This window comes from Nostoc sp., from assembly GCF_036919495.1.
Lineage (GTDB): Bacteria > Cyanobacteriota > Cyanobacteriia > Cyanobacteriales > Nostocaceae > Nostoc.
Genome location: NZ_JBALBZ010000210.1, coordinates 1 through 24,405 on the forward strand (window position 1 = coordinate 1; position 24,405 = coordinate 24,405).

Consider the following 24,405-nt stretch of genomic DNA (forward strand, 5'->3'; position numbering starts at 1 on the left):
TCTCAAAAAGGAAAATTGTATTTTCAACATCAGATGACGACACAAAATTTGCATGAACTTTTCTGAGTGGTTTTCCCACAAAGTCAACACCCTAGATTAAGGGGGGTAATCCTGGGAATAATAAGCAGAGTCCAGGAATATGAAAACGCTGATGACAAAGCTGTATAACCAAACCTCAGAAAAGCGAAAACGGCAAACTCTCAGAAACAATATGCCCCCATGTGAAAAAATAGTTTGGGCAAAACTTAGAAATCAACAAATTGAAAGCTGTAAATTTCGCAGACAATACAGTATTGACAGGTTTGTAGTGGATTTTTATTCTTCGGAATTGAGACTTGCCATAGAAATTGATGGTGATAGTCACTATCAAGATGGAGTTCTAGAATATGACCGCGATCGCCAAGCATTTTTGGAATCAAAAGGTACGAGGTTTTTGAGATTTACGAATCAAGAAGTTTATCAAAATATTGATGGTGTGGTGGAGAAGATTAAGGAAGTTATTTGTAGGTTGAGGGAAGTTACCCCACCCTAACCCTCCCCTTATAAAGGGGAGGGAATTAGATTTCTTTTTTCCCCCCTTTCTAAGGGGGGATTAAGGGGGGTAATTCGACTTGTGTGTACGCCGTAGCTTATAAACGGGAGGGAATTAGCGTCAACTAACGGTAAAAGCACAACTCCTTTGCTGCAATAATCCACTTCACTCATAAATCTAGTGCCGTGTCAAGCTTATATTTAATGCATCTGAATTTTATAGTGGCGATGTCTACGATGGGCTATGACGCTCGATAGCGCAGCGTTAGCGACGGCAGGCGTCTGACTCGCTACCGCTTCTCTACGAGACGCTGCGCGAACGCTATCGGCGTCGCCCTTGTGGAAGAGTCCTATTGCAACTTTATTAACGAAAATTCAAGGTAGGGAGAGGTTTATCAAACTCGCGTTCAAATAGCAAAATTTGGTTTTGATGCCATCTTCTATAATTGATAAAACCTGCACACCTATTTTTAGGCATGAGACTGTGACCGAATCAGGAAGTTACAAAGATACTGTAAACCTACCCAAGACTAATTTTGATATGCGGGCAAACGCCATCAAGCGTGAGCCTGAAATCCAAAAATTTTGGGAAGAAAATAAAATTTACGATCGCCTTTCCGAAAATAACCCTGGCGAATTATTTATACTGCACGATGGGCCTCCCTACGCTAATGGCTCACTCCATATTGGTCATGCCTTAAATAAAATTCTCAAAGATATTATTAATCGCTACCAACTGCTACAAGGGCGTAAAGTTCGCTACGTCCCTGGTTGGGATTGTCACGGTTTACCAATTGAGTTAAAAGTTTTGCAGAATATGAAGTCAGCAGAACGGCAAAACTTAACATCTTTACAACTGCGGCAGAAAGCGGAAGAATTTGCTCTAAGTACGGTAAACGACCAGCGCCAAAATTTTCAACGCTACGGTATTTGGGGTGATTGGAACCACCCTTATCTAACTTTGAAGCCAGCTTATGAAGCGGCTCAAATTGGCGTGTTTGGTCAGATGTTCTTGAAAGGCTACATCTATCGAGGTTTGAAGCCGGTTCACTGGAGTCCCAGTTCTAAAACCGCTTTGGCTGAAGCTGAGTTGGAATATCCTGAAGGTCACGTTTCCCGCAGTATCTATGCAGCTTTTGCAGTTACAAGTTTGGCGTCAGCTGTAAAACCATTGTTGGCAGAATATCAGTCCGATTTGGGTGTGGCTATTTGGACAACTACACCTTGGACAATTCCAGGGAATTTGGCTGTGGCGGTGAATGCAGATTTGAATTATGCAGTGGTGGAAGTTTCCCGCCCAGAAACGGAGGCGCAGAGTAATTTTAAATATCTCATCGTTGCTGCTGATTTAGTGGAACGTTTATCTTCAACCTTGGGAGTTGAGTTAACTGTAAAAGCCACGTTTAAGGGGAACGATTTAGAACATACTACTTACCGTCATCCTCTATTTGACCGAGAAAGTCCGATTGTTGTGGGCGGTGATTACATTACTACTGAGTCGGGTACTGGATTGGTACATACTGCACCTGGTCATGGTCAAGAAGACTACATTGTTGGCCAGCGCTACGGTTTACCCATCCTTGCACCAGTGGATGACAATGGCAATTTTACCGAAGAAGCGGGACAATTTGCTGGGTTGAATGTGCTGGGTGATGGGAACCAAGCGGTGATTGATGCACTGGCGGGGGCTGGTTCCTTGTTGAAAGAAGAACCATATCCCCACAAGTATCCTTATGATTGGCGGACGAAGAAACCAACGATTTTCCGCGCCACTGAACAATGGTTTGCTTCCGTAGAAGGATTTAGAGAAGAAGCATTAAAGGCGATCGCAACTGTAAAATGGATTCCAGCCCAAGGTGAAAATCGCATCACGCCAATGGTAGCGGAACGTTCCGATTGGTGTATCTCTCGTCAACGGAGTTGGGGTGTACCTATTCCCGTTTTCTATGATGAAGCCACGGGGGAAGTACTGCTGAATGAGGAAATTATCAACCACGTTCAAGGAATTATCGCTGAAAAAGGTTCTGATGCTTGGTGGGAACTTTCAGTGGAGGAGTTATTACCCGAATCTTATCGTCAAAATGGTAAATCTTACCGCAGAGGTACAGACACAATGGATGTATGGTTTGATTCTGGCTCATCTTGGGCGGCTGTCGTCCAACAGCGTCCAGAGTTACGCTACCCTGCTGATATATATTTGGAAGGTTCCGACCAACATCGTGGCTGGTTCCAGTCAAGTTTGCTCACCAGTGTAGCGGTAAATGACATTGCACCTTACAAAACTGTACTAACTCACGGCTTCGCTTTGGACGAACAAGGGCGAAAGATGAGTAAGTCAGAAGGAAACGTGGTTGACCCAAATACAATCATTGAAGGCGGAAAAAATCAAAAAGTAGAACCGCCCTACGGTGCAGATGTATTGCGATTGTGGGTATCATCGGTAGACTACTCTGGCGATGTCCGCATTGGCAAAAACATCATCAAGCAGATGAACGATGTCAGAGGCAAAATCCGCAATACGGCGCGGTTTTTGTTGGGTAGCTTGGATGATTTTGACCCGGAAAAAGATACAGTCCCCTTCGAGGAATTGCCAGAACTTGACCGTTATATGCTGCACCGTATCACCGAGGTATTTGAGGAAGTAACCGTTGCCTTTGAGAGTTTCCAATTTTTCCGCTTTTTCCAAACAGTGCAGAATTTCTGCGTGGTAGATTTATCCAACTTTTATTTAGATGTTGCCAAAGATAGGCTGTACATCAGTGCAAAAGATGCTTTCCGCCGTCGCAGTTGTCAAACGGTGCTGAAGATAGCTTTAGATAATTTAGCACGAGCGATCGCACCAGTACTATCCCACACCGCCGAAGATATCTGGCAATATCTCCCCTACAAAACACCTTACAAATCGGTATTTGAAGCTGGTTGGGTGCAGGTAGAGGAAAAATGGCGTAATCCAGAGTTAGCAGAATTTTGGAAAACATTGCGACAACTTCGCACCGATGTTAATAAGGTTTTAGAGCAAGCTAGGGTAGAAAAAATTATTGGTTCTTCTCTAGAAGCAAAAGCGTTAATTTATGTCAATGATGAAAAATTACGCATTGCTATTAAAGCTTTAAACCCTGTTAATGGTGATGGTGTTGATGAAATGCGCTATTTATTCCTTACCTCCCAAGTGGAATTATTAGATACTGCTGACGCATTGCAAGGATTGAAAACCTTAAGTGTTCAAGGTGAGGATAACTGGGGAATTGGTGTGGTGAAAGCAGACGGTCAAAAGTGCGATCGTTGTTGGAACTACTCTACTTACGTGGGAGAATCAGCAGAACATCCCTTAATTTGCGAACGATGCGTTGCAGCCTTAGCCGGAAAGTTCTAGTAAATATACGTTAGTTCAACAAACCTCTCCCTAACTCCAACTAAAGTTCAAGTTTTTCCCTCTCTGACTCAGAGAGGGAATTTTTTGGCTAGTAAAACCTCTTAGTGGTCTTTTCAATTCAGCTAATTAGATAGACACTACATCATCCGTAGAATTAACGTTAAATCAGGTTCCAGTCACCGCCTGAAATAGATATTTTGCGTAATACACATTATGGTTATTTTCTTCAGTACGTAGGTTCTAAGTGTAATAGGCTTTTTAGCAAAAAATTTAAGTATTATTACTGGATTAGTCTAAGTATTATTATGGAGATTTTCTAATTAAATAGCCCTATAAAGAGATTGTTAAGAAAACATGAAGGTATGGATTAATACGTATAACCTAGATTAAAACATGTATTAAGCCAATCAAAATTTAAGAGATACAAAGATATGTCAAATAAAGTTGCTAAAGACTTGGCAGATTTTTTGGTGCAAATAGAACAGCGATCGCAGTTTCATGCAGGCTATCCATATAATTTAAGTTGTGATTATAGTGCGATCGCAAAATTTTTCAATCATCTATTAAATAATGCTGGAGATCCATATATTGAGCCAGATTTTGGTCTTCATTCTCGTAAGTTTGAGCAAGAAGTCTTATCTTTTTTTGCTCACCTCTATAAGATTCCAGAAGATGAGTTTTGGGGTTATGTTACTGCTGGCGGAACTGAAGGTAATTTATATGGAATGTTCTTAGCAAGGGAAATCTACCCGAATGGGATTCTTTACTCATCACAAGACTCTCATTACTCAATTCCTAAAGCAGCTAAATTATTCCGCATTCAACATAATGTTATTAATTCGCAAATTAATGGAGAAATGGATTATCGCCATTTTGAACAACTACTTAGTGAAAATCGTAGTTATCCAGCCATCATAAATTTAAATATTGGGACTACTGTCAAAGGTGGAATTGATAACTTAGACAAAGTTCTAAAAATTTTAGAGCGCAATCAAATTAAAGATTACTATATTCATTGTGATGCTGCACTTTCAGGATTAATATTACCATTTTTAGATGGCGCTCCCCAAATTAACTTTCAAAAACCCATAGATAGTATAGCTATTTCTGCTAAATTCATTGGTTCTCCGTTACCTTGTGGTGTAGTTTTAACTAAAAAGAAATGGGTAGAAAAAGTTGAAACAGAAATTGAATATATTGGTTCATCAGATACAACTATTCTAGGATCTAGAAACGGTCATACTCCCCTAATTCTCTGGTATGCAGTGCAAACAAGAGGTCATGATGGATTAGCTAGAGAAGCAAATACTTGTATTGATAATGCTCAATATCTTTTCCAACAACTTCAAATAAGAGAATATCCATGCATGTTAAATAAATTTTCTAATACCGTAGTATTTCAAAAACCTTCTCAAAGGTTAATTAAAAAGTGGCAGTTAGCAGTTTTTGAAGATTGGGCACACATTATAGTCATGCAGAATATTAATCAGAAGAAAATCAATATTTTTATTAATGAACTTTTGCAAGAAGAAGGGTTACTTGATAACGCCGAGGATTTCCAGCTACAGCCAGTACTACACTAATGTAGATTATCAAGCAATCTTAATCGCCCAATTTTACGAGATTTTTTCTAAAGAGAATTTAATTCCAAGATTTTATGAAAAGAATTCAGAACCCAGGGGCGGAGCCGGAGACGCTCCGCCGAGGCGTCAGAATTCAGTATTAATTCTGTACGACTAGCTTCTAAATATTGGTTTAAAACCATACTTCTCTACGAGAGGCTACCGCGAACGTTCCGCCACGCACCTTTGCCCCTGATAGAAGCAACTAGCATTAAAAATTTTCCTCTTAAAACTTTATCCTTTTATGGGTAGAGTATTCTGAATTCTGACTCCTGTTTTATTTCTTTAAAAAGTTTTTATAACACAAGTTAGCAGCAAGTAATGTTTCTACTTCTGCACTTTCCATAGCTGGGAAGAAAAAATACCCTTGTCCATAATCACATTGTAAAGCCTTCAGTTGTGCTAATTGCTCTACAGTTTCTATCCCTTCTGCTGTTACAGACATATTTAAATTATGAGCTAATGTCACAATAGCTCGAACAATTTCTAAATTTTCTCCTCGACTACCTATATTACTGACAAAAGAACGGTCAATTTTAAGGGTTTTGATTGGTAGGCGGTGCAGATAATTCAAAGATGAATAGCCAGTACCAAAATCATCCATGTGCAACTCGACATTCAGAGCTGTTAACTGGGAAAGTACGGTGGTAGCTAATTCAAAATTATCCATCAATAAGGTTTCAGTAATCTCCAATTTCAAACTGCATGGGTTCAGCCCAGTCTGCTCTAAAATATATTTAACTTGTTTAAATACATCAGGTTGGGTGATTTGTTTCCCAGAAAAATTAACGCTAACTGTCAAAGGTAATGAGCTAGGAAATTGTTTATGCCATTTGTGCATTTGATGACAGGCTTCATAAAGCACCCATTGGCCGAGACTAACAATCATTCCAGTTTCTTCTGCCAAGGGAATAAAATCTTGAGGGGAAACAAGCCCTCGTTCTGGATGATGCCAACGTATCAGAGCCTCAAATCCAATAATTTTGCCAGTTGTCAGTGAAATAATTGGCTGGTAATCAAGGCAAAATTCTTCTGGTTTGAGCAGTGCATTTCGCAGAGCAGTTTCTAACTCCAAGAGCAAAGATGCACCCTCGTGCATTTTTCGGTCAAAGACCTGATAGCGTGCCTTACCAAGTGATTTAGCGCAGTACATTGCCACATCGGCATCGCGGAGAATCTGTGCTGCTTGCTCATAATCTACTTTACTTAAAGCGATGCCAATACTAGCATTAGTAAACACTCTATGCTCATTTAATTGAAATGGTAAAGCTAGCACTTTTTTAATGCGCTCGGCTACCTGTATAGCAGTGCTGATATCCTCAATTTCCTCAATTAAGATTGTGAACTCATCTCCACCAAAACGGGCAACTATGTCTCCAACTCGTAAAACTGATTTTAGCCGATAAGAAATTTCAATTAAAAGTTGATTTCCCTGTAGATGTCCAAGACTGTCATTAACAACTTTAAAACGGTCTAAGTCTAAGAATAGTACGGCAAATAAATATTTATTTTGCTCTTTAGTACGTTCTATTGCCCCCTGCACTCGCTCCAAAAATAATCGTTGATTAGGTAATCCAGTTAGCCCATCATGAAGACTATTGTGCAGTAATTGCTCTTGTGCTTGTTGACGCTTGATAATGTCTTGCTCAAGTTGTTGATTCACTCTAATAAGTTCAACGGTGCGTTCTAGAACCATCTGCTCAAGCTGATGACGATACTGAACTAATTCTTTTTCTACTAACTTACGTTTAGTGATGTCACGGATAATAACAACATACTCTCGTAGCTGGGAATTAAATGGCTGTGAAATAGTCGATTCAACAATTAGTAGACCTTGGTTGATTTTTAAGGTTTGCTCACTTCTAATAGACCATTGCTCTGGTTTGCCGCGATAGCTGATTAAGAGTTGATTCAATTTTCTGCCAAGTAGCTGCTGAATAGTTGTTTGAAATAATTCTTCAGCAGCAGCATTTGTCTGGCAAATTTTACCGTTTTCATCTAAAACTAAAATAGTATCAGGGACGGTATCAAGAGTAGTAATAAACAGGCTTTTTGCTTGTTTGCGTGCATTATCAATAGCAACAATTTGTGGTAAGGTTGTCCAGCAAGCGATCGCAACCCCTGCAACAGAAAGCGTCACTAACAGAATAGCTAGCAAAGAATTATGAACGTTATGATAATTTTTGTCTAATAAATCGCGGAGAAGCCAACTGCTTGTGGCAGTAATACAAATTAATGAGACTAGGACAATCACCTGTAGTACAACAAAATCCTGGTTGTTTCTATTAAACCTAACGTTGTAATGCTGTCTCCACCATTTTAGGTGTAATGGTTCTAAATTTAAGCGACGTAGCGCAACATCTCCTATCATCAGAATAATGGGTAATAATAAACCCACTAAAAAATCTCTCCAATTCCAAGCTAAACCTCCTACTATTAAAACTACTGCTTCTATACAGAAAAAACTAAGTGACCACCAAGGCCATAACACCTGCGGTTTGCCCCGACACAGCCATAATCCCAGATGTAGACCCATAATCGACACGAGATAACATGTGCCTGCTACTGTGACAAGTTGAGGTACATTTCCCAAATTTAGACAAAGCAGACTGAGTAGAAAGGTAACTAAGATAGCGGGCCCAAGGACACCTTGGGGGGAAACTAATGTAAATAGAGGAGAAAGCTGCTCGTCTAAAGCAAGTTGATATAATATCCGAGGAGAGTTGGAAACTGCCGTAGTAGCACTTAAAAGGCAGGATACAGTAATGAGAAGTGTAACTATAAAAGAGGCAGATTCACCCCAAAAAGGCTTAGAAGCCGCCACTAGATTTAAGAACACATCGCCATCTATTGCTGGGTTTGGAGACGAACACATTAATACCCAAGAAGCACCTAAAAACACCGCAGGAATGAGCCAAGCAGCTACGGTTAAGAACTGCAAAGTTTTATATGGGTGGCGGCTATCAGCAACAAAAGAAGAAGTGGTTTCACAAGCATAAATTGAATAGCTAGCTAGAAAAAACCACTTTGCCCATTCTTCAAAGCTCAGGCTCTCTGTGCTAGTTAGGATAAGTTTAAAACTAGTAGTTGAGAAAGCTGACCATACTACGCCTTGAAAACAAAACAAAAGTAGTAATAAAATGGCTGGGAATACAAAAAATAAATGCAGAAGTGCTAAAGCACGAGTGCCACTGAAAGCCAAAATAAAAGGAATTACTGTAAAAAGAACTTTTAAAAAAGTTTCTGGACAAGAAATATCTAATGTTTCAAAATTGACTTTGATTAGGTCTGTAAGAATAATTGCATATAGTGCTGGTGCTGCTGCCCAGCTAAAAAAGTATCCTAATGCCACGTAACGGCCTAAGCTAGGAAAGTTCTTTAGTAGCCTTGTGGTATAGTTTGGTGTTCCCCCAGCGACATCTGGCCAATGTCTACCTAGACTTTGTACTTGCAAGTTGAGTAAAAAGGAAATGATCGTGCCAAAGAACCAAACTAAGATAGCTTTAGGTCCTAACGCTGCATGAATAATGGGGGCAGTACCAATCCACCCCACATGACCCGTTAAGCCAAAGCCCCAGGTTTCGAGATAACTCAGAGTTCGTGGTAAATGCATTACCAAGCGTTGATTTTTTTCTGCCTGTACAGAATTGTTTGTAAGCATTGTTTCTTAGCGAGATTTACTGGCCTTTTCACTCAATAGCCGAATATTGCTGTAGATAGCTTCAGTATAAACGCTGGACTTATCGGAAACATCACTTAATTATTACCCTTTTTATCAAGAAAGGCAGGAGGCAGAGTGTAGGCTTTGATAAGGTTATTATGGGGTCATTTACTCAAGATTTATCCCCCCTTTCCCCTGCCTCTTCGTTGAAATCACCAGTTCTAGAGCTATAGCTTTTGCAACAACTCCTGAGTTAATTGAAAGAACGCTTTTGAACCAGCTGATTGGGGAGCATTTAAAACAGCTGGCATAAAACTATCAACAGCCTTAGCAACGTTGACATCAACTGGTATTTGTACCTTACAAATTTTTTCTACACCGAAATCTTCAACAACGCGGTGCATCACTTGTTTATAGTATCTGCCAGTGAGAAGGTTAGCGCTAGACATGCTGAATACAATTCCCAGCATTTTTATATTTATTTTGGTTTCATTTCCGTGACTGTCTTTTAATTGGGCAATGCGTCTTTCTAACAGTTGAATACCCACCACAGATAAGGGTTCTGGTTTAGCAGGAAGTATGTAAAAATCACTCGCAGCTAAAGCGCTACGAGTCAATAAATTATATCCAGGCGCACAATCCAAGAGGATAAAATCATATTCTTGACGTACAGATTTTAAAATATTATTGATCAAGACTCTTTCAAAGCGATTCCAAATTGTTTCAAAGTCTTGTTCACCCAAAGCAGTTGCTTGCTGATGCAGCATTTCTGACACAACAAATTCATCATATAAGTCGATATCTCCTGGTAATAAATCTAGTCCGGGAAGATTACAAACCTGGGATTGAATGATATCTTGAATTGTCAATTTTGCGTCTGGTTCTGGATTGATAACCTGGTCGATCAGATACCTAAATGTCTTACTTTGTTTACGACGTTTGGCAAAATCTAAAGGCGACATCAAACTGAGTGTGGCGCTAATTTGGCTGTCTAAATCAAGGACAAGCACCCGTTTACCATGATTTTTAGCTAAACAGGTAGCTAAGTTGACAGTGAGGGTGGTTTTACCAACGCCACCTTTCATATTTGCAGTAGCAATTACATATCCCATTGGTTGAGTCCTCTGTTGACGCATTTCCATGTAGGTAGCGTACACCTGTCTCGATCTATTAAATCTTCCATTAAATTTAATCTTTTCAGAATCTCAATGAAGAAGTAGAGGGCAGGGGGAAATGACCTCTTGTTCGTATTGTGGATGGATTTACGCGGTGCTGTACTAGTAAAATTGCTGTCACTTTGGTTGAAAGCTAGATACTATTAGATTCGGCGTGTTTACTGTTCGGGAGTGCCAAAATGTCTAAACAGCTGGGTCAAAAAATCGCACCTACACCTATATCAAATGATATCAATGTGGTGGATTTGATCGATCAATACTTTACCGCTTACAACTCAGCACGGTTGCGAGAAATCTGCCAACTATTGAGTCGTGATGTGCTAACAGAAGGTGTGACGGTGGGAGTTAGCCTTTCCGGTGCGATGACGCCAGCAGGATTCGGGGTTTCAGCGCTTGCACCCTTAATTCGCAACGGCTTTATTGACTGGATGATCAGCACTGGTGCAAATCTTTACCACGATATGCACTACGGTTTGGGTTTTGAACTTTTTGCTGGTAATCCGTTTTTGGATGATGTGAAACTGCGCCAGGAAGGCACTATTCGCATTTATGACATTATCTTTGGTTACGATGTACTGCTGGAAACTGATGCGTTCATCCGCAAGATTCTGCAAGGGGAAGCGTTTCAGAAGCGGATGGGAACTGCTGAGTTTCACTATTTACTGGGTAAGTATGTTCGGGAAGTAGAAAAGCAATTGGGTGTACAGCATTCCTGTTTGCTTGCTACAGCTTATGAGTATGGCGTGCCTATATATACGTCTTCTCCAGGAGATAGCTCAATTGGGATGAACGTGGCAGCTTTGGCTTTGGAAGGTTCGCAGTTGGTGTTAGATCCATCAATTGACGTAAATGAAACGGCTGCGATCGCATATAATGCTCGTGAATCTGGAGGTAAAAGTGCGGCTGTAATTCTTGGTGGCGGTAGTCCCAAAAACTTTTTGCTCCAAACCCAACCGCAACTTCACGAAGTATTGGGGCTAGAAGAACGAGGACACGATTACTTTGTGCAGTTTACCGATGCGCGTCCAGATACAGGCGGTTTGTCTGGAGCAACCCCATCGGAAGCTGTCAGTTGGGGTAAGATTGACCCAGAAGAGTTACCTAACACAATTGTTTGTTATACCGACAGCACGATCGCTCTACCATTGGTGACAGCATACGTCTTGAACAAGTGCGAGCCTCGTCCACTGAAGCGTATATACGACAGGCGAGAAGCTATTTTGGATAAACTGCAAAAAGACTATTTAGCAGCCAAAACCCAATCATCGGATCAAATTCCAACAGCAGTGGCTGAAAGTGCCCAAAAGCAAACAGCGACCTATCCTTGTGGGCGGTTGATTCCGAATACTCCGTAGGGAGTGGGGGGAGATGAGGGAGGAGGGGGAAATAGGGAAGTAAATTCTTCCTCATCCCCCTCATCCCTTGTGTCCAATCAACAAATAGGTGGTCATTTTCTCTTTGCCTTGAACTTCGATTTCGCCCCGCTTTTCAAATACAAATTCATTACACAAAGACTTATAAGTATCTTCTGTAACTTGGATTTTACCAGCAATACCTTGGTATTCTATGCAGTGGGCGATGTTTACGGTGTCTCCCCAGAGATTATACGTAATTTGTTTGAATTCAATTACTCTCGTAGCTACGGAACCAGTATGGATGCCGATACGGATGCTAAAGTTTTGGTTATTCTCAGTATTAAATAGAGCGATCGCAGCTTGCATCTGGAGTGCCATTTGAGCGATCGCTTGAGCATGATCCCGGCGGCGTGTGGGTAAACCACTAACTACCATATAAGCATCGCCAATGGTTTTAATTCTCTCTAAACCATGTTGTTCGGTGAGGCGATCGAAAGTTGAGAAAATCGAGTTGAGTAAGTTTAGCAGTTGAATTGCACTCATAGAAGCAGCAATTTCGCTAAAGCTGACAATATCTGCAAATAAAACTGTGACATCAGCAACGCCTTCGACAATGTTAGTTGTTTCTTTCAAGGGTTTGGAGATTGCTGCTGGCAAAATATTCAGCAAGAAACGTTCGGTTTCTGTCTGCTGATGGTGCAGCACTTCTGCTGCTAGTCGCTGGGTGACATTGCGAAAAATGCCGCGAATTGCAACTGGATGACCTTCGACAAATTTACAGTTAATATTACCTTCTAGAAAGATTGTTTGACCGTCTTTAGTAACGAATGCGGCTTCTACTTGCCCGAGCTTTTCTCCTGAGAACACCCGATAAAATCTTTGCAAACAGTCTTGTTTAAATTCTGAATGTATAATATCGAAAACACTCATATTCGCAATTTCAGCTTCGCTATACCCCAAAGCTTCTCGCCATGCACGATTGACATACAAAAAATGACCAGATGCATTGACGCATTGAATCAGATCGTTAGCATTTTCAAATAAATCTCGATATCTTTCTTCACTTTCTACAAGAGCATCTTCTGCTTGTTTGCGTTTGATAAATTGGGCGATTTGACTACCAATAGAACCCATCATTTGCAATAAGTCTTTATCCTTTGGTTGGACATCCCGGCTAAAGAAAACCATCACTCCTAAGATTTCACTATCGTCTAAGATGGGGAAGCCAAAAGCTGTGTGCAATCCAGCCTCAGCAGCAGGTTGCGATCGCCTTTGGTCTCCATCTTCTGTAATATCTTGAATCCACAGAGGCAAACGTCTGATCCAAATTCGGCCAGGTAAGCCAACACCGGGTGTATAGGTAGTTTGCCAGGTGATTGCTTTAAACTCTCGCGCAGAAATTACTCGACTTGACCAAATTTCGACACACCTTAATACTGCATTGAGGCTATCTCCTTGTACCGAAGTGCCAATATATTGACTTGGTGCCCAAAGTTCGCCTAAATCCCATCCTAAGTTTTGACAAATCAACTGCAAAATTTTCGGAATTACCTGTTTTACAGTTTGGGATTCTGATAATAGACGAGTGATAGCATACTGGGCACTTGTCCGTTGTTCCCGTTGCTGCCGAGCAGTGATATCCCGACCAATGTAGACAATTTCTTCTAATCCTTTTATTTTTTTCGGAATTACTGAACAAGAAAAAGCAATCAACCGCTTTTCTCTAGTCTTGGTTCGGCAAACTAGCTCTAAATTCTGAAGATTTTTCTGAAAAAAAGAATGCTGATGAATGGCTTCTATTAAAACTTGCTCTTCATCAATTATCAATGATATTGGTTTATTAATTAATTCTTCTTCACTAAAACCAAATAATTGTTGGGCAGCACGATTTACTTTTTTTATTTCTCCTATATTATTAGTTATAAACAAAGCATCTGCCATTGCAGTAATTACTTGATCCATGTAGTTTTTGTATTAAATTAAAGAAGATAATTTTTCAAGATATAGTAATAGCAAAGTTAAATTTTTCGCCGATGAGGCAATCATCACATCGAAATTAATAACTTAGTAACTAGAAATAATAATTAATGATTATTTTAGTTATTCTTTCAAATGTTTGAGCAATATACAAGCTTGTTTGGGTAAATTTTTTAGAAGTTACTAATACTCAGTTGTCTTACTGAAATTTATATTAATTGATTAATTGTGCTATTTTTTCACATCAACCCAGTGTGGTTGAGCGAAAATAACCATGAGCAACCTTTTAATTTGGTTGATCAAAATTAACTAAGTAAGCGAAAACAACATCTATTATACCTTTTGGAGGATTGACAATTAAATATAATTCTGGATTATGTTAGAAGATTATACTCAATAGTGCGATTTATAAGCGATCGCTATTTTAATAAAACCACTCTTGTGCAATCCAGCGCTGGGTAAAGCTGAAAGTCATATTGTTATCCATTTTACTAAAGTATAATATATTACAAATGCATTGACAGTTCAAGGCGATCGCTATTCTCAAGCTGTCACTTACCACAAGTTGGGAAGAGTTGCCCAAAATTTGCGGGAATTTGAGGAGGCGCGGCGCAATTACCAACAAGCTTTGGCGAGCAAAATTGAATTTGGCGATCGCTATTCCCAAGCCAGCACCTACGCTCAATTAGGAAGGCTTGCAGAAGCAGAAGAAAACTACGCAGAGGCGAGGGTTAATTTGCAGACAGCGTTGGAGATATATGTTGAGTATAAGGAAGAATATTGGGGTGCGATCGCACGGGAGGCGTTAGAGAGATTACTAGAGTGATGGTAAGGCGATCGCTTGTTTGACATAGTTATATTTATATGTTCATAAGATAAGATTGCCGTATAGGTCAAGTAGTTGCCAAGGTAACAAATTATGACTCAAGCCATACCCAAACTAGTAACCTTTGAAGATTTTGCAGCGTGGCGACCCGAAGGTGGAAGATACGAATTACATGATGGGGTGATTGTTGAAATGGCACATTCTATTCCTTTAGTGATTGAAGTTGTTAGTACTTACTGGCGGGATGATTATCATAAAAAGCTAGGGGAATACGAAGAGATAGGGATAAAAGAATATTGGATTGTTGATTATTTAGCTGCCGGTGGTAAAAAGTTTATTGGTAATCCTAAACAACCCACTATCTCTCTTTACCAATTAGTTGACGGTGAATACCAAGTTACTCAATTTAGAAGCAATGAGCGCATCGTCTCGCCTACTTTGGCAGAGTTAGATTTAACCGCCGAACAGATTTTTCAAGCTGGTGCATACCCTGCATAGTTATTTAAATAAACGCGATCGCACTTACCGACAATGCAGATTACCCAAAGTCTCCATACAGCAATTCTCGTGACTGACTTAGAACGCTCTGAACACTTTTATGGCAAAGTATTGGGATTATCCAAAATAGATCGTTCCCTAAAATACGCTGGTGCATGGTATCAAGTCGGCAACTATCAAATTCACCTGATAGTTGCACCTACTGTCCCCACCGAAAACCCCAACGAAAAATGGGGACGCAACCCCCACTTCGCCTTCTCAGTAGATAACTTAGATGCTGCCAAACAAGAGTTGCTCAATCATAATTATCTCATTCAACCCAGCGCTTCTGGCCGCCCTGCCTTATTCACTCAAGATCCTGATGGGAATATTATCGAGTTGAGTCAGGAGTGAGGGGGGTGCAGGACAAGGGGACAAAGGGAATAACCATGCCCAATAGACAAATGACTAATGACAAATGAAAATCATTGCCTACTCTTATACCAATCCTCTACTAGAATCTTCTCCCGATCAAGCTGATTGGGGATGGGAGGTGGATCGGGTTTATGAAGATTTAGGTAAGCCAGAGTCACGCTGCGCGAATGGACACGCTACGCGATCGCAATTACAACAATTATTTACCGATTGCGAAACTGAACCAGCAGATTATCTGTTGATTCGTCGGTTAGAAGAATTAGGGGATACTGTAGAGGAAATTAGCGATCGCTTACATAAACTCGAAGTAATGGGAGTAGCAATAATTGCCACAGAACAACCCTACACTTCCGAAAATTACCCTCTGGGCGCTGACTTGCTAAATTTGCTAAATGCAATCCAACGTCAACAACGTAGTCGTCGCATTCGTCAAGGACACGCCCGGAATCGTCTTGAGGTTGCACCGCCACCCGGCAAAGTTCCCTACGGTTATCGCAGAGGTAAGGGAAAATATACTGTTGATCGCAGTACTTCACCAGTAGTCAAAGACTTTTTTGAACACTTTTTACTCTATGGTTCCCTGCGGGGTTCAGTTCGTTACTTGGCGAAAAAATACGGCAAAAAAATCTCTGTCACCACAGGAAGACGCTGGCTGACTAATCCAGTTTATCGCGGCAATACAGCTTACCAAAATGGTGAAATTATCTCTAATACCCATATTCCAATAATTTCTAAGGAAGAAGCTGCCCAAGTTGACCGACTTTTACGCCGTAACAGCCGTTTACCATCCCGAACTGCTAGTGCTAGGCGCTCTTTAGCTGGGTTAGTTGTCTGTGCTGAGTGTCAGTCACATCTAACAGTTACTCGTGTTACCCAACGCAACCAAGATAAAGAGTATCTTTATTTACGTTCTACTAGCTGTCCTCAACGCCCCAAGTGTAAGGCTATTCCCTACCAAGAGGTTTTAGAACATACAATTGAAACCGTTTGCCGTGATTTACCCTTAGCCGTCGCGGGGATGAATTTTCCCCAGTTGGATGCAGTCAAGAATAGTTTAGGACAAGCGATCGCTCGTCAGCAAGAAATACTTGCTCAGTTACCCGCTTTAATTGAAACTGGAATTTTAGATATTGAAACAGCAAAGTTAAGGGCTTACAAACTCCGCACAGAAATTTCTGCACTCGAAGCAAAGTTGGCGACTCTTCCCCCAGTTAACTTGCGTTCTGTTGCTCAAGCTGTTTCCATACCACAATTTTGGTTAGATTTGTCAGAAACAGAGCGACGATTTTACTTTCGAGAATTTATCAGGCAAATTGACATTACTGTTGAGAATAAAGAATTAAAACTCCAAGTTATTTTTATTTTTTAATTGAAACGCTATTTCTGAGGCGGTTGATCCTTAGTATACGCAACAGGTTTTGGCCCCGCATTTCGCACATTGACAAATTTATTCAGGATATCAAACCAAAAAGGCGCACCTATCGCAATAGCCAAACCACTCACAATCCAACCGCAAATTAATTTCCAACCCTGCCAAATTTTGATTAATATAACCTTTTCACTGTTCGAGTCTTTAATATCTAATAACTCAAACTGCTGATTGATATTTTGCCATCCAATGGGAACAGAAGCATCTCCTAAAAGTTTCTCAATTTGCCTTCTGGCTTCTGGATCGTTGATAAAATCGGCTCGTTGACTAGCACTTTGAGTAATAGCAGAGCGGATAGCCGAATCCTGCGACAATCTACTAACTAGGTGAAATGTATCAGTATTGGTGAATATGGCAACAGATATCCCAATTAAAATTGCAACTCCTTTTGCATTGCGTTTATAAACGCCACTGGCTCTATCCATAGAGCGATCAAACCATGTTTCCACTTCATTTTGAAACTGATTTATTTCTTCGGTGAGGTCGCCAATTTTTATTCTACTCCGTTGAGCAATCACGCTAAGACTCTTAATTAAATTATCAGGTACATCATCCGGCAAATCTTTATTAACAAAATCTATAAATTTTTGGTCAATATCTCCATAAATAGCTTTAATTTTTTTGTATTCTTCACTATCTTGATTGTTAACACCTATTTTAAGTTCTTTGTAAAATGCTAATATTATAGATAAATTAGTTTTAGCATCTTCACTAGGATGTTTAACATAATTAATTAGCTGGGGAATTTTTAAGGTATCTAATAAAGTAATTGCAAAGGTTTCAGAAGGAAGATATGAAGGGCCGCTTTGTTTTTTTCCTAATCCGTTTGTATCAATACTTTTACTAATTCCCCGAAACTTATTTTCTATTTTCCCTTTGGCTTGTTGATTCAATGTATTAATTAAAGGATCGTTATAAAGTTTATCTACTAAGTTTTCTGCTTTAGTAATATCTGAGTCTTCAGTTTGGCTACCACCTGCTAAAAGTAATTCGATTGATTTTTTTAAATGTTTAGCTCTCCATTGTAAGCATGTAGAAATTAGCTCTTGAATTTCAGAAGCTATCAGGCTCAAAATCAAGTAAATAACAACTAAACCAATAGCAATATCCACAATCACAGGTAAATTCATTGACAGACTCCCATAATTTTATCGGGGCTTATTATTTTAAAAAATATTATAACGGGATGTTATAACATAGATAAGTCAATTAGATAATTACTTAATTAAATTTAAAATTATTTAATTAAAAAATCTACTTCAATAACTATTTTATTAATTAAAAAAGCTTATGATTTTTGACATTAACTAAACTAGATTGGAATTTAATCAAATAAAAACTAAGTATCTAAATTTAAATTCAGTGTTCCATTTAAATAAATACAAGTTAATTCACGGACTGTCAAAAAGGTAATAAATAATTTATTGATTGTATTATTTTTATCATTTATTAGCTAAAATGTTATTTAATTAACCAATATAAATTTTTCAAAAAATAGGGCTAATTAGAGAAACTTGAGTTAATCTTGGAAACTAGCAATTGTTAATAAATACGTTGTTACTGGGTGACAACATTGGAGATTCGCTAGATGTCTCTATGTAATCAAACCAGAAAGTAAAATGATTAACATAGAATATGCAAGAAGGAAGCTTTATTTGGAGTCATCTAGAAAAACAGCATCGCACGGTTGGCAGATGGATTGATTGGGTATGGCTAATGATATTGCTATTGGCAGCAGTATTACTGTTTAGCATCAATCTGGGAGGATTGCCGTTGCGAGATTGGGATGAGGGGACTGTGGCACAGGTTGCTCGTGAAATTTGGCACGCTCCAGCAGGATCAATGCGTTGGCTTTACCCAACGTTAGGAGGTGAACCATATTATAACAAGCCGCCTTTGATGCATTTGCTAATTGCTTGGGCATATTCTTTAGGAGGCGAAAATGAGTTGACAACGCGCCTGCCTGGAGCAATTTTAACAGCGGCATCTGTACCTTTACTGTATTGCATTGCTAGAGAGATATTTCGCCAACGTTGGGCTGCTATTTATAGCGCGTTGATTTATTTAACAATGCTACCGGTGGTGCGTCATGGGCGGTTGGCAATGTTGGATGGGGCGATGGTAAGTTTTTTGATGGTGATGATGTTGTGCGTGTTGCGATCGCGCCGGGATTTACGTTATTGCCTTGGTGTTGGTATTAGTTTTGGGCTGATTTGCCTGACTCAAGGATTATTAGGCGTATTACTAGGTGCGATCGCGATCGTATTTCTGTTTTGGGATACACCACGACTGCTCACTTGTTACTATCTCTGGATAGCAATCTTCATTGGTATTCTGCCTGTAGCTGCTTGGTATAGTGCCCAATTAATTCACTATGGTTACACTTTCGCCCAAGTTGGGCTTGTAAACCCATCACTAGGCCGAATTGGTTCATTTGTAGAAGGGAATCCTGAACCACCTTGGTACTATGTTCTTGAACTTCTCAAATACACATGGCCGTGGCTATTATTCTTACCACAAACTATCCGCTTAACCTGGGAAAATCGCAACCTTAGTTGGGCAAAACTAGTAATGGCGTGGAGTGGTGTTTATCTGCTGGTAATTTCTTTCATGATTACCAAAGTTCCTTGGTATTTATTCCCGATTTATCCTAGTTTAGCTTTAGCTTTTGGTATCCAATTATCAGATACAGAAAATTCGCCTTTACTCTCATCCTATCCCCGTGCTTGGGTTGCTGGTTTGGCGATACTTGCTGTAGCCGCTTCTGCTGGTAGCATTTATTTTAGTTGGGGTACAACACCGAAAATAGACTTACAACTGATTTTTGTAGCTGTAGCTTTAACTATGACCTTAGCAGCTATTTTGGCAGAACGAGGTGATGGGCAATTTTTGAAGATTTTGTTTTGGGGAAGTTATATTTCGCTGCTACTGTTAATGAAATCTAACTACTGGGTTTGGGAATTATCTGAAGCTTATCCAGTTAAACCAGTCGCCGCGATGATCGTGCGGGCAAATCCAGCTACGAGGAAGATTTACACATCTTTTCCCTATCATCGTCCCTCGTTGGATTTTTATAGCGATCGCACCATCATTCCCGCCTCTGTTGGCGAACTTGAATATTATTGGCACTACAACGGGCAACCCTACTTTCTCCTTCATGCATCTGCTTTCAACAATCTCGAACTAGAGTCAATGAAGCTAGTTGATCAAGCTGAAGGCTGGAAGTTAGTTACAAAAGATACTAATCGTCTTTAAGTTTTGGGCATGGGGAAGAGGCGGAGGGGCAGGGGGAAGGGTGCAGAGGAGAGGAATTTTCCCCCTGCTCCCTACTCCCCACATCTGGCGATCGCCTTGTTCCAAAAAATTTAAAACTGGGATTTCATTTGAAGAAATAATAAAGTGCGTAATTCTGCGGTTTTGCGGATGATATAGATTTCTCTATGCTTTGAATATTACGAAATATTTAATTCATTAAATTTAGCAATTTGGTGCTTATAATGCCGCAAAATCTTTCATTGTTACCAGAACCAGTAAGAAGGCTTGAAACAGTAGCAAATCAACCATTTTCAGAAGCGTGGGCGAAGAAGTATTTGCGAAATCTAGCTGAACAGGACGATCGCATCGAAGTCCTCAAGCATAGTGAAATCGCAAGTGAGGTTGCAACAACGTTAAAACAGGCACTCCGAACCACGAGTCTGCAAGCGTGGGGAAAAACAGAAGCGCTTTTGTCTCAAGAGGTGATTCGGCATCAAATTGACCCTGAATTAATTGATCCGTGGGAAGTTGCAAAGGATACCCACACGATTTATCAAACAGCTCTCTCAGCCTATGCCCAACAGATTCCCCCAGCGAAGTTTTCTACTAAGATTGCCAGGGATTTAGGAAAAATTCGGCAGAAGTACACAGCAAATGATCCTAGAGTTATCGGGTTCATTAGTATGCAGTTTCACTACGGCGGACAAATACTACTCAACTTGACACCGCCAGCGCAGCAAGCATCGCTGAGTGCTTACTTTAAAGTGATTGATGACCATCTCTATATGCCACTCCAGCGTGCTTACCAGGCAGCAGCAGAATATGCTTATGATGCGCCACAGTTAAAAGCTGTCCAGCAAATTTTGCCGTTGTGCAGCGAGATTGCGACCAAGATCGCGGAACGGGTGATGCAAATATATCCTAACTATCAAAGCCATACAGGTCGTTTAAGTCACACTAACGTTCAGATTTCGAGTGTCCGTGATATAGAGATGTTCCAGGTGTATCTGTGGGTCTGTGTTTTGGAAAATAATATTAGCGCCATACAACAAGAGCTATTTCCATTGTGTATCATGCTGTATCCCCGATTAAAGGTGCGCTGGGAATTGGTGCGGCAATTGATTCACTTGCTCGGCACTGAGATCCGCTCTTATCTGGAACCGGAACAGGCTGCTTATTTTGTCCCCTACTATGACTCGTTATGGGCAATGTTTTCACCCGAAGTATTACCGGACGAGAAATTGTAGCTTCTCTGGTGTCCAGATTTTCCACATTAGACATCTGGTGAATTTAAATATGCGTTACCCAGAACCCTTGTAGAGACGTAGTAGTGCTACGTCAAAACAATTCTTTGTCACTAAATGTCTATTGTTTGCCTAAACCCAGAGCATTTGTTGTATTTTATAAAAAACTAAGGAATCATCGCTACCTTAATTACCTGACGCGCTTTCATTTCACAAAACACCTGTTTTAAATCTTTTAATGGCCGGTGTTCACTAATAAGTAACTCAAAGGGAATTTTGCGACTAGCGATTAGTGCAAGCGCCTCCTGCACATACTTTGGTGTATTATGAAATACGCCTTTGATAGTTAGTTCGCTGTAGTGTAGCTGTTCTGTGTTGACAGTAATGCTGGTATCGCGTGGACATCCACCGAATAAGTTGACAGTTGCACCAGGACGGGCGCAGGCGATCGCAGTTTCCCAAACACTTGGTACACCTGTTGCTTCAATCACTACATCTGCGCCCCATCCTTGGGTAAGTTCTTTCACCACACTAGGAATTTCTGGAATTTGATGATAATTAAAAGTCTGGGCTGCACCCAATTTCTGACCAATTTCTAGCCTGTGGTGATTACCTCCCCACAGCAACACCTCAGCTTTCTCACTCAACGCCGCCACAAACATCAACCCGATCGCTCCATCTCCTAAGACGACTATTTTATCTTTGGCTTTGACGTTAGAACGGGCTATACCATGCAATACACAAGCTAAGGGTTCCGTCATCGCTGCCAATTCCCACGGCAACTCATCGGGAATCTGCAACAAGTTATGCTGTACTATCGGTGCGGGAATTTTCAAGTATTCGGCAAAAGTTCCATTATTCCATGTCAAATTCGGACATAATGAATACTCTTTGCGTTGACAAAAAAAGCATTTTATGCATGGTGCGGAATTATTAGCGACAATGCGATCGCCCACTTGCCAATTTTTCACCCCTGCACCCAAGGCAACAATTCGCCCAGCCCCTTCGTGACCAAACAGCGTTGGTGGTATCAGCATTTTAGCATGACCACCACGCCGCCAGACTTTCAAATCTGTACCACAAGTTGTTGCTGCCCCCACTTGAATTACAACTTCGCCAGCCGCAGGAGTGGGGTCAGGAACTTGCTCTAGGCGTAAATTTTCTTGCCCATAAAGTAATGCTGCCAACAAAGCTTTAAACCTATTAATTAGCTCCATCCAATTTTACCAGTTGAAGCTAATGGTTTGTCTCATTAATTTTGCTGAGTTGGTAGTAATCACTGAAGTGTTTAAAAATCCAAGACTAAAGTCCTTACTACGAACTTGTTTACTCCTCGTAACTAATGATAAAAACCATTGGTTGATAAGTTTAAAGTAAATTAGTCTTAATTTCGTAAGAATTCAGGAGTTAAAATTCAGGATTCAGAATAGTTAGAGAATCAAAAGAACATTTGATGAATAAATATACTAATTATTCTAGATTCCTTATAAATTATGACTCCTGGGTGCTGAATTCTTACTTAATTTCTAGTAGGTTTTTATTAATCTAAAATGCCGTCAAACTAAGAATTTACCGCAGGCTGTGGAACTACTCCAGTGTTCCGGGTTTCCACATTAGGCAAGCGAGTAGCAGTTAATAGTGGTACTTCTTGTCGGCACGACAGGCAAAACCAATATAGTTCACTATGTCTTACGTGGCGCAGGAGGGAACCACCGCAGCATGGGCAGGTGTTGGCTCTTGTACTCATACCAATGTCCTCCTAAAAAAAGTTATTGTTTAAATTGGATAAAAAACAGTTGATTAAAACTGAATGTTAGCTGCACAAATGCAGCCATTCGATTCTATGCGGTCTTTAATAATTTGTCTGTAAACAGCTTCATATCCATTAACCATTTGGCTAACACTAAAGTTGTTTTCTACGTGTTTTCTACAGGTTTGACGATTGAGTTCCAAAGCTAGTGGAATCATTGCCGCCATTTCTGCATAGCTTTTAGAGATAAAACCTGTTTTACCGTGGGCAATCACTTCAGGTACGGAGCCGAAATTCATGGCAATTACTGGTGTACCAGTTGCCATTGATTCAATCATTACTAACCCAAAAGGTTCTTGCCAGCTAATGGGAAAGAGAGTTATGGCAGCATTGCCCAGAAGTTCAGTCTTTTCGGCGTGGTTGATTTCACTTAGATATTCAATTTGCTGACCATCTATAAGGGGGGCAATCTCTTGTTCAAAAAACTTAGAGTCTTGGACATCAACCTTTCCTGCCATCTTCAAGCGCCAACCACTCTGTTTAGCAATAGCGATAGCATGTTGTGGCCCTTTCTCTGGCGAAAAACGACCTAAAAATGCCAAATACGGAGGTTCCGATGGTTGGGCTACGAATGGATAATCTGCTAGCTCAATTCCGTTATAAATCGTGTCAATATAATTGAGATCGATTTGACGCTGCGAGTTACTAATGCTGACATAAGGTTGCTTTTTGTGGTAGTTAAATACGTGGCGGTTATCCCTTGTAAAGTCATTGTGCAGGGTATGCACTGTAGAAGTTGCTGTTATCAAACTCGCTAAAGGTAATGCCGAAATACCTACATGGGAATGGATAATATCGAATTGGGCAGCACTCTGGTAAACTTGGCTTAGTTCTAGAATTTCGTACACTGCATACTCTTTGATATTTGGATCTAAGCGCAATGCCCGTGGATAAACTGCTTCTAAATAAGCCAAAGTTTGAGAATCGCCAGAGGCAAATAAGGTTACCTCATGACCGCGACGAACAAGTTCATCAGTCAAGCGACTCACTACCAGTTCTATTCCTCCATAATTAGGAGGTGGAACCCTTTCCCATAAGGGGGCAACTTGAGCGATTTTCATAAGTTTTTTTGGTTCAGTCTATCAAATTCTCCTCAATATAATGAGTTGCATCATTATTGGATGAGGAGAGAGTATTTGTACTTACTCTTTTGACATTTAAATTAACCTAACAAGCTACGAAAAGCGCAGTAATGGTTAACCGTACTGGAATTTTTTTACCGATAAATCTAACGG

Annotated in this window: 17 protein-coding genes; 10 read left to right on the plus strand and 7 right to left on the minus strand. The window is 40.2% G+C overall.

All coding sequences use genetic code 11. The features are described 5' to 3' along the window. The first annotated feature begins 139 nt into the window (after positions 1-139). The 3 genes from V7K25_RS29885 to V7K25_RS29895 all read left to right on the plus strand — a co-directional run bounded on the left by V7K25_RS29885 (position 140) and on the right by V7K25_RS29895 (position 5,487). Positions 140-532 (plus strand): endonuclease domain-containing protein, encoded by a 393-nt coding sequence (locus V7K25_RS29885; RefSeq protein WP_335163275.1) that lies wholly within the window; start codon positions 140-142, stop codon positions 530-532. 483 nt (positions 533-1,015) lie between these two features. Next, entirely contained in the window at positions 1,016-3,904 is a 2,889-nt protein-coding gene (ileS, locus tag V7K25_RS29890) for an isoleucine--tRNA ligase (RefSeq protein WP_335163277.1), read from the plus strand. Between the two features lie 431 nt (positions 3,905-4,335). Further along, entirely contained in the window at positions 4,336-5,487 is a 1,152-nt protein-coding gene (locus V7K25_RS29895) for a histidine decarboxylase (protein WP_335163279.1), read from the plus strand. Positions 5,488-5,803: 316 nt separating this feature from the next. Here V7K25_RS29895 and V7K25_RS29900 read toward each other — a convergent pair whose 3' ends face one another. Both V7K25_RS29900 and V7K25_RS29905 read right to left on the minus strand, forming a co-directional pair. Further along, positions 5,804-9,187 (minus strand): amino acid permease, encoded by a 3,384-nt coding sequence (locus V7K25_RS29900; protein WP_335163281.1) that lies wholly within the window; start codon positions 9,185-9,187, stop codon positions 5,804-5,806. 227 nt (positions 9,188-9,414) lie between these two features. Next, entirely contained in the window at positions 9,415-10,299 is an 885-nt protein-coding gene (locus V7K25_RS29905) for a ParA family protein (RefSeq protein WP_335163349.1), read from the minus strand. A gap of 242 nt (positions 10,300-10,541) precedes the next feature. On the opposite strand from V7K25_RS29905, the gene V7K25_RS29910 reads away from it, so the two are divergent. Beyond that, positions 10,542-11,717 carry a homospermidine biosynthesis protein gene (locus tag V7K25_RS29910; protein ID WP_335163283.1) on the plus strand — a complete coding sequence of 392 codons (1,176 nt, stop codon included), beginning with the start codon at positions 10,542-10,544 and terminating at the stop codon, positions 11,715-11,717. A 60-nt stretch (positions 11,718-11,777) separates the two neighbouring features. On the opposite strand, the gene V7K25_RS29915 is transcribed toward V7K25_RS29910, so the two are convergent. After that, positions 11,778-13,679: an adenylate/guanylate cyclase domain-containing protein gene (locus tag V7K25_RS29915; protein ID WP_335163285.1), complete on the minus strand. Its 1,902-nt coding sequence runs from the start codon at positions 13,677-13,679 to the stop codon at positions 11,778-11,780. Positions 13,680-14,211: 532 nt separating this feature from the next. Between V7K25_RS29915 and V7K25_RS29920 the strand changes: the two genes are divergently transcribed. From V7K25_RS29920 to V7K25_RS29935, 4 genes are all read left to right on the plus strand, one after another. Next, positions 14,212-14,520 carry a tetratricopeptide repeat protein gene (locus tag V7K25_RS29920; protein WP_335163287.1) on the plus strand — a complete coding sequence of 103 codons (309 nt, stop codon included), beginning with the start codon at positions 14,212-14,214 and terminating at the stop codon, positions 14,518-14,520. 93 nt (positions 14,521-14,613) lie between these two features. Then, positions 14,614-15,018, plus strand: a complete 405-nt coding sequence (locus V7K25_RS29925) for a Uma2 family endonuclease (protein ID WP_335163289.1) — start codon at positions 14,614-14,616, stop codon at positions 15,016-15,018. A gap of 33 nt (positions 15,019-15,051) precedes the next feature. Further along, a complete protein-coding gene (locus tag V7K25_RS29930; RefSeq protein ID WP_335163291.1) occupies positions 15,052-15,411 on the plus strand; it encodes a VOC family protein in 360 nt (119 codons plus the stop codon). Positions 15,412-15,475: 64 nt separating this feature from the next. Next, the gene (locus tag V7K25_RS29935) at positions 15,476-16,801 is read left to right on the plus strand and encodes a recombinase family protein (protein ID WP_335163293.1); all 1,326 of its coding nucleotides are present in this window, start codon (positions 15,476-15,478) and stop codon (positions 16,799-16,801) included. A gap of 8 nt (positions 16,802-16,809) precedes the next feature. On the opposite strand, the gene V7K25_RS29940 is transcribed toward V7K25_RS29935, so the two are convergent. After that, positions 16,810-17,973 carry a hypothetical protein gene (locus V7K25_RS29940; protein ID WP_335163295.1) on the minus strand — a complete coding sequence of 388 codons (1,164 nt, stop codon included), beginning with the start codon at positions 17,971-17,973 and terminating at the stop codon, positions 16,810-16,812. Between the two features lie 523 nt (positions 17,974-18,496). Here V7K25_RS29940 and V7K25_RS29945 point away from each other — a divergent pair. Both V7K25_RS29945 and V7K25_RS29950 read left to right on the plus strand, forming a co-directional pair. Beyond that, positions 18,497-20,116 (plus strand): ArnT family glycosyltransferase, encoded by a 1,620-nt coding sequence (locus tag V7K25_RS29945; protein ID WP_335163297.1) that lies wholly within the window; start codon positions 18,497-18,499, stop codon positions 20,114-20,116. A gap of 242 nt (positions 20,117-20,358) precedes the next feature. Continuing rightward, positions 20,359-21,363 (plus strand): hypothetical protein, encoded by a 1,005-nt coding sequence (locus V7K25_RS29950; RefSeq protein WP_335163298.1) that lies wholly within the window; start codon positions 20,359-20,361, stop codon positions 21,361-21,363. Positions 21,364-21,527: 164 nt separating this feature from the next. Here V7K25_RS29950 and V7K25_RS29955 read toward each other — a convergent pair whose 3' ends face one another. The 3 genes from V7K25_RS29955 to V7K25_RS29965 all read right to left on the minus strand — a co-directional run bounded on the left by V7K25_RS29955 (position 21,528) and on the right by V7K25_RS29965 (position 24,231). After that, the gene (locus V7K25_RS29955) at positions 21,528-22,550 is read right to left on the minus strand and encodes a zinc-dependent alcohol dehydrogenase (protein ID WP_335163351.1); all 1,023 of its coding nucleotides are present in this window, start codon (positions 22,548-22,550) and stop codon (positions 21,528-21,530) included. 371 nt (positions 22,551-22,921) lie between these two features. After that, a complete protein-coding gene (locus tag V7K25_RS29960) occupies positions 22,922-23,107 on the minus strand; it encodes a hypothetical protein (RefSeq protein ID WP_335163300.1) in 186 nt (61 codons plus the stop codon). Between the two features lie 53 nt (positions 23,108-23,160). Then, the gene (locus V7K25_RS29965; RefSeq protein ID WP_335163302.1) at positions 23,161-24,231 is read right to left on the minus strand and encodes a glycosyltransferase family 4 protein; all 1,071 of its coding nucleotides are present in this window, start codon (positions 24,229-24,231) and stop codon (positions 23,161-23,163) included. Positions 24,232-24,405: the final 174 nt, after the last annotated feature.

Excerpts from the sequence above, each read along its gene's own strand:
- V7K25_RS29910 (WP_335163283.1), top strand. The coding sequence starts at position 10,542 with ATGTCTAAACAGCTGGGTCAAAAAATCGCACCTACACCTATATCAAAT.
- V7K25_RS29945 (WP_335163297.1), top strand. The coding sequence starts at position 18,497 with ATGCAAGAAGGAAGCTTTATTTGGAGTCATCTAGAAAAACAGCATCGC.
- V7K25_RS29960 (WP_335163300.1), bottom strand. The coding sequence starts at position 23,107 with ATGAGTACAAGAGCCAACACCTGCCCATGCTGCGGTGGTTCCCTCCTG.
- V7K25_RS29935 (WP_335163293.1), top strand. The coding sequence starts at position 15,476 with ATGAAAATCATTGCCTACTCTTATACCAATCCTCTACTAGAATCTTCT.
- V7K25_RS29950 (WP_335163298.1), top strand. The coding sequence starts at position 20,359 with ATGCCGCAAAATCTTTCATTGTTACCAGAACCAGTAAGAAGGCTTGAA.
- V7K25_RS29915 (WP_335163285.1), bottom strand. The coding sequence starts at position 13,679 with ATGGATCAAGTAATTACTGCAATGGCAGATGCTTTGTTTATAACTAAT.
- V7K25_RS29900 (WP_335163281.1), bottom strand. The coding sequence starts at position 9,187 with ATGCTTACAAACAATTCTGTACAGGCAGAAAAAAATCAACGCTTGGTA.
- V7K25_RS29925 (WP_335163289.1), top strand. The coding sequence starts at position 14,614 with ATGACTCAAGCCATACCCAAACTAGTAACCTTTGAAGATTTTGCAGCG.
- V7K25_RS29930 (WP_335163291.1), top strand. The coding sequence starts at position 15,052 with ATGCAGATTACCCAAAGTCTCCATACAGCAATTCTCGTGACTGACTTA.
- V7K25_RS29965 (WP_335163302.1), bottom strand. The coding sequence starts at position 24,231 with ATGAAAATCGCTCAAGTTGCCCCCTTATGGGAAAGGGTTCCACCTCCT.
- V7K25_RS29885 (WP_335163275.1), top strand. The coding sequence starts at position 140 with ATGAAAACGCTGATGACAAAGCTGTATAACCAAACCTCAGAAAAGCGA.
- V7K25_RS29895 (WP_335163279.1), top strand. The coding sequence starts at position 4,336 with ATGTCAAATAAAGTTGCTAAAGACTTGGCAGATTTTTTGGTGCAAATA.
- V7K25_RS29905 (WP_335163349.1), bottom strand. The coding sequence starts at position 10,299 with ATGGGATATGTAATTGCTACTGCAAATATGAAAGGTGGCGTTGGTAAA.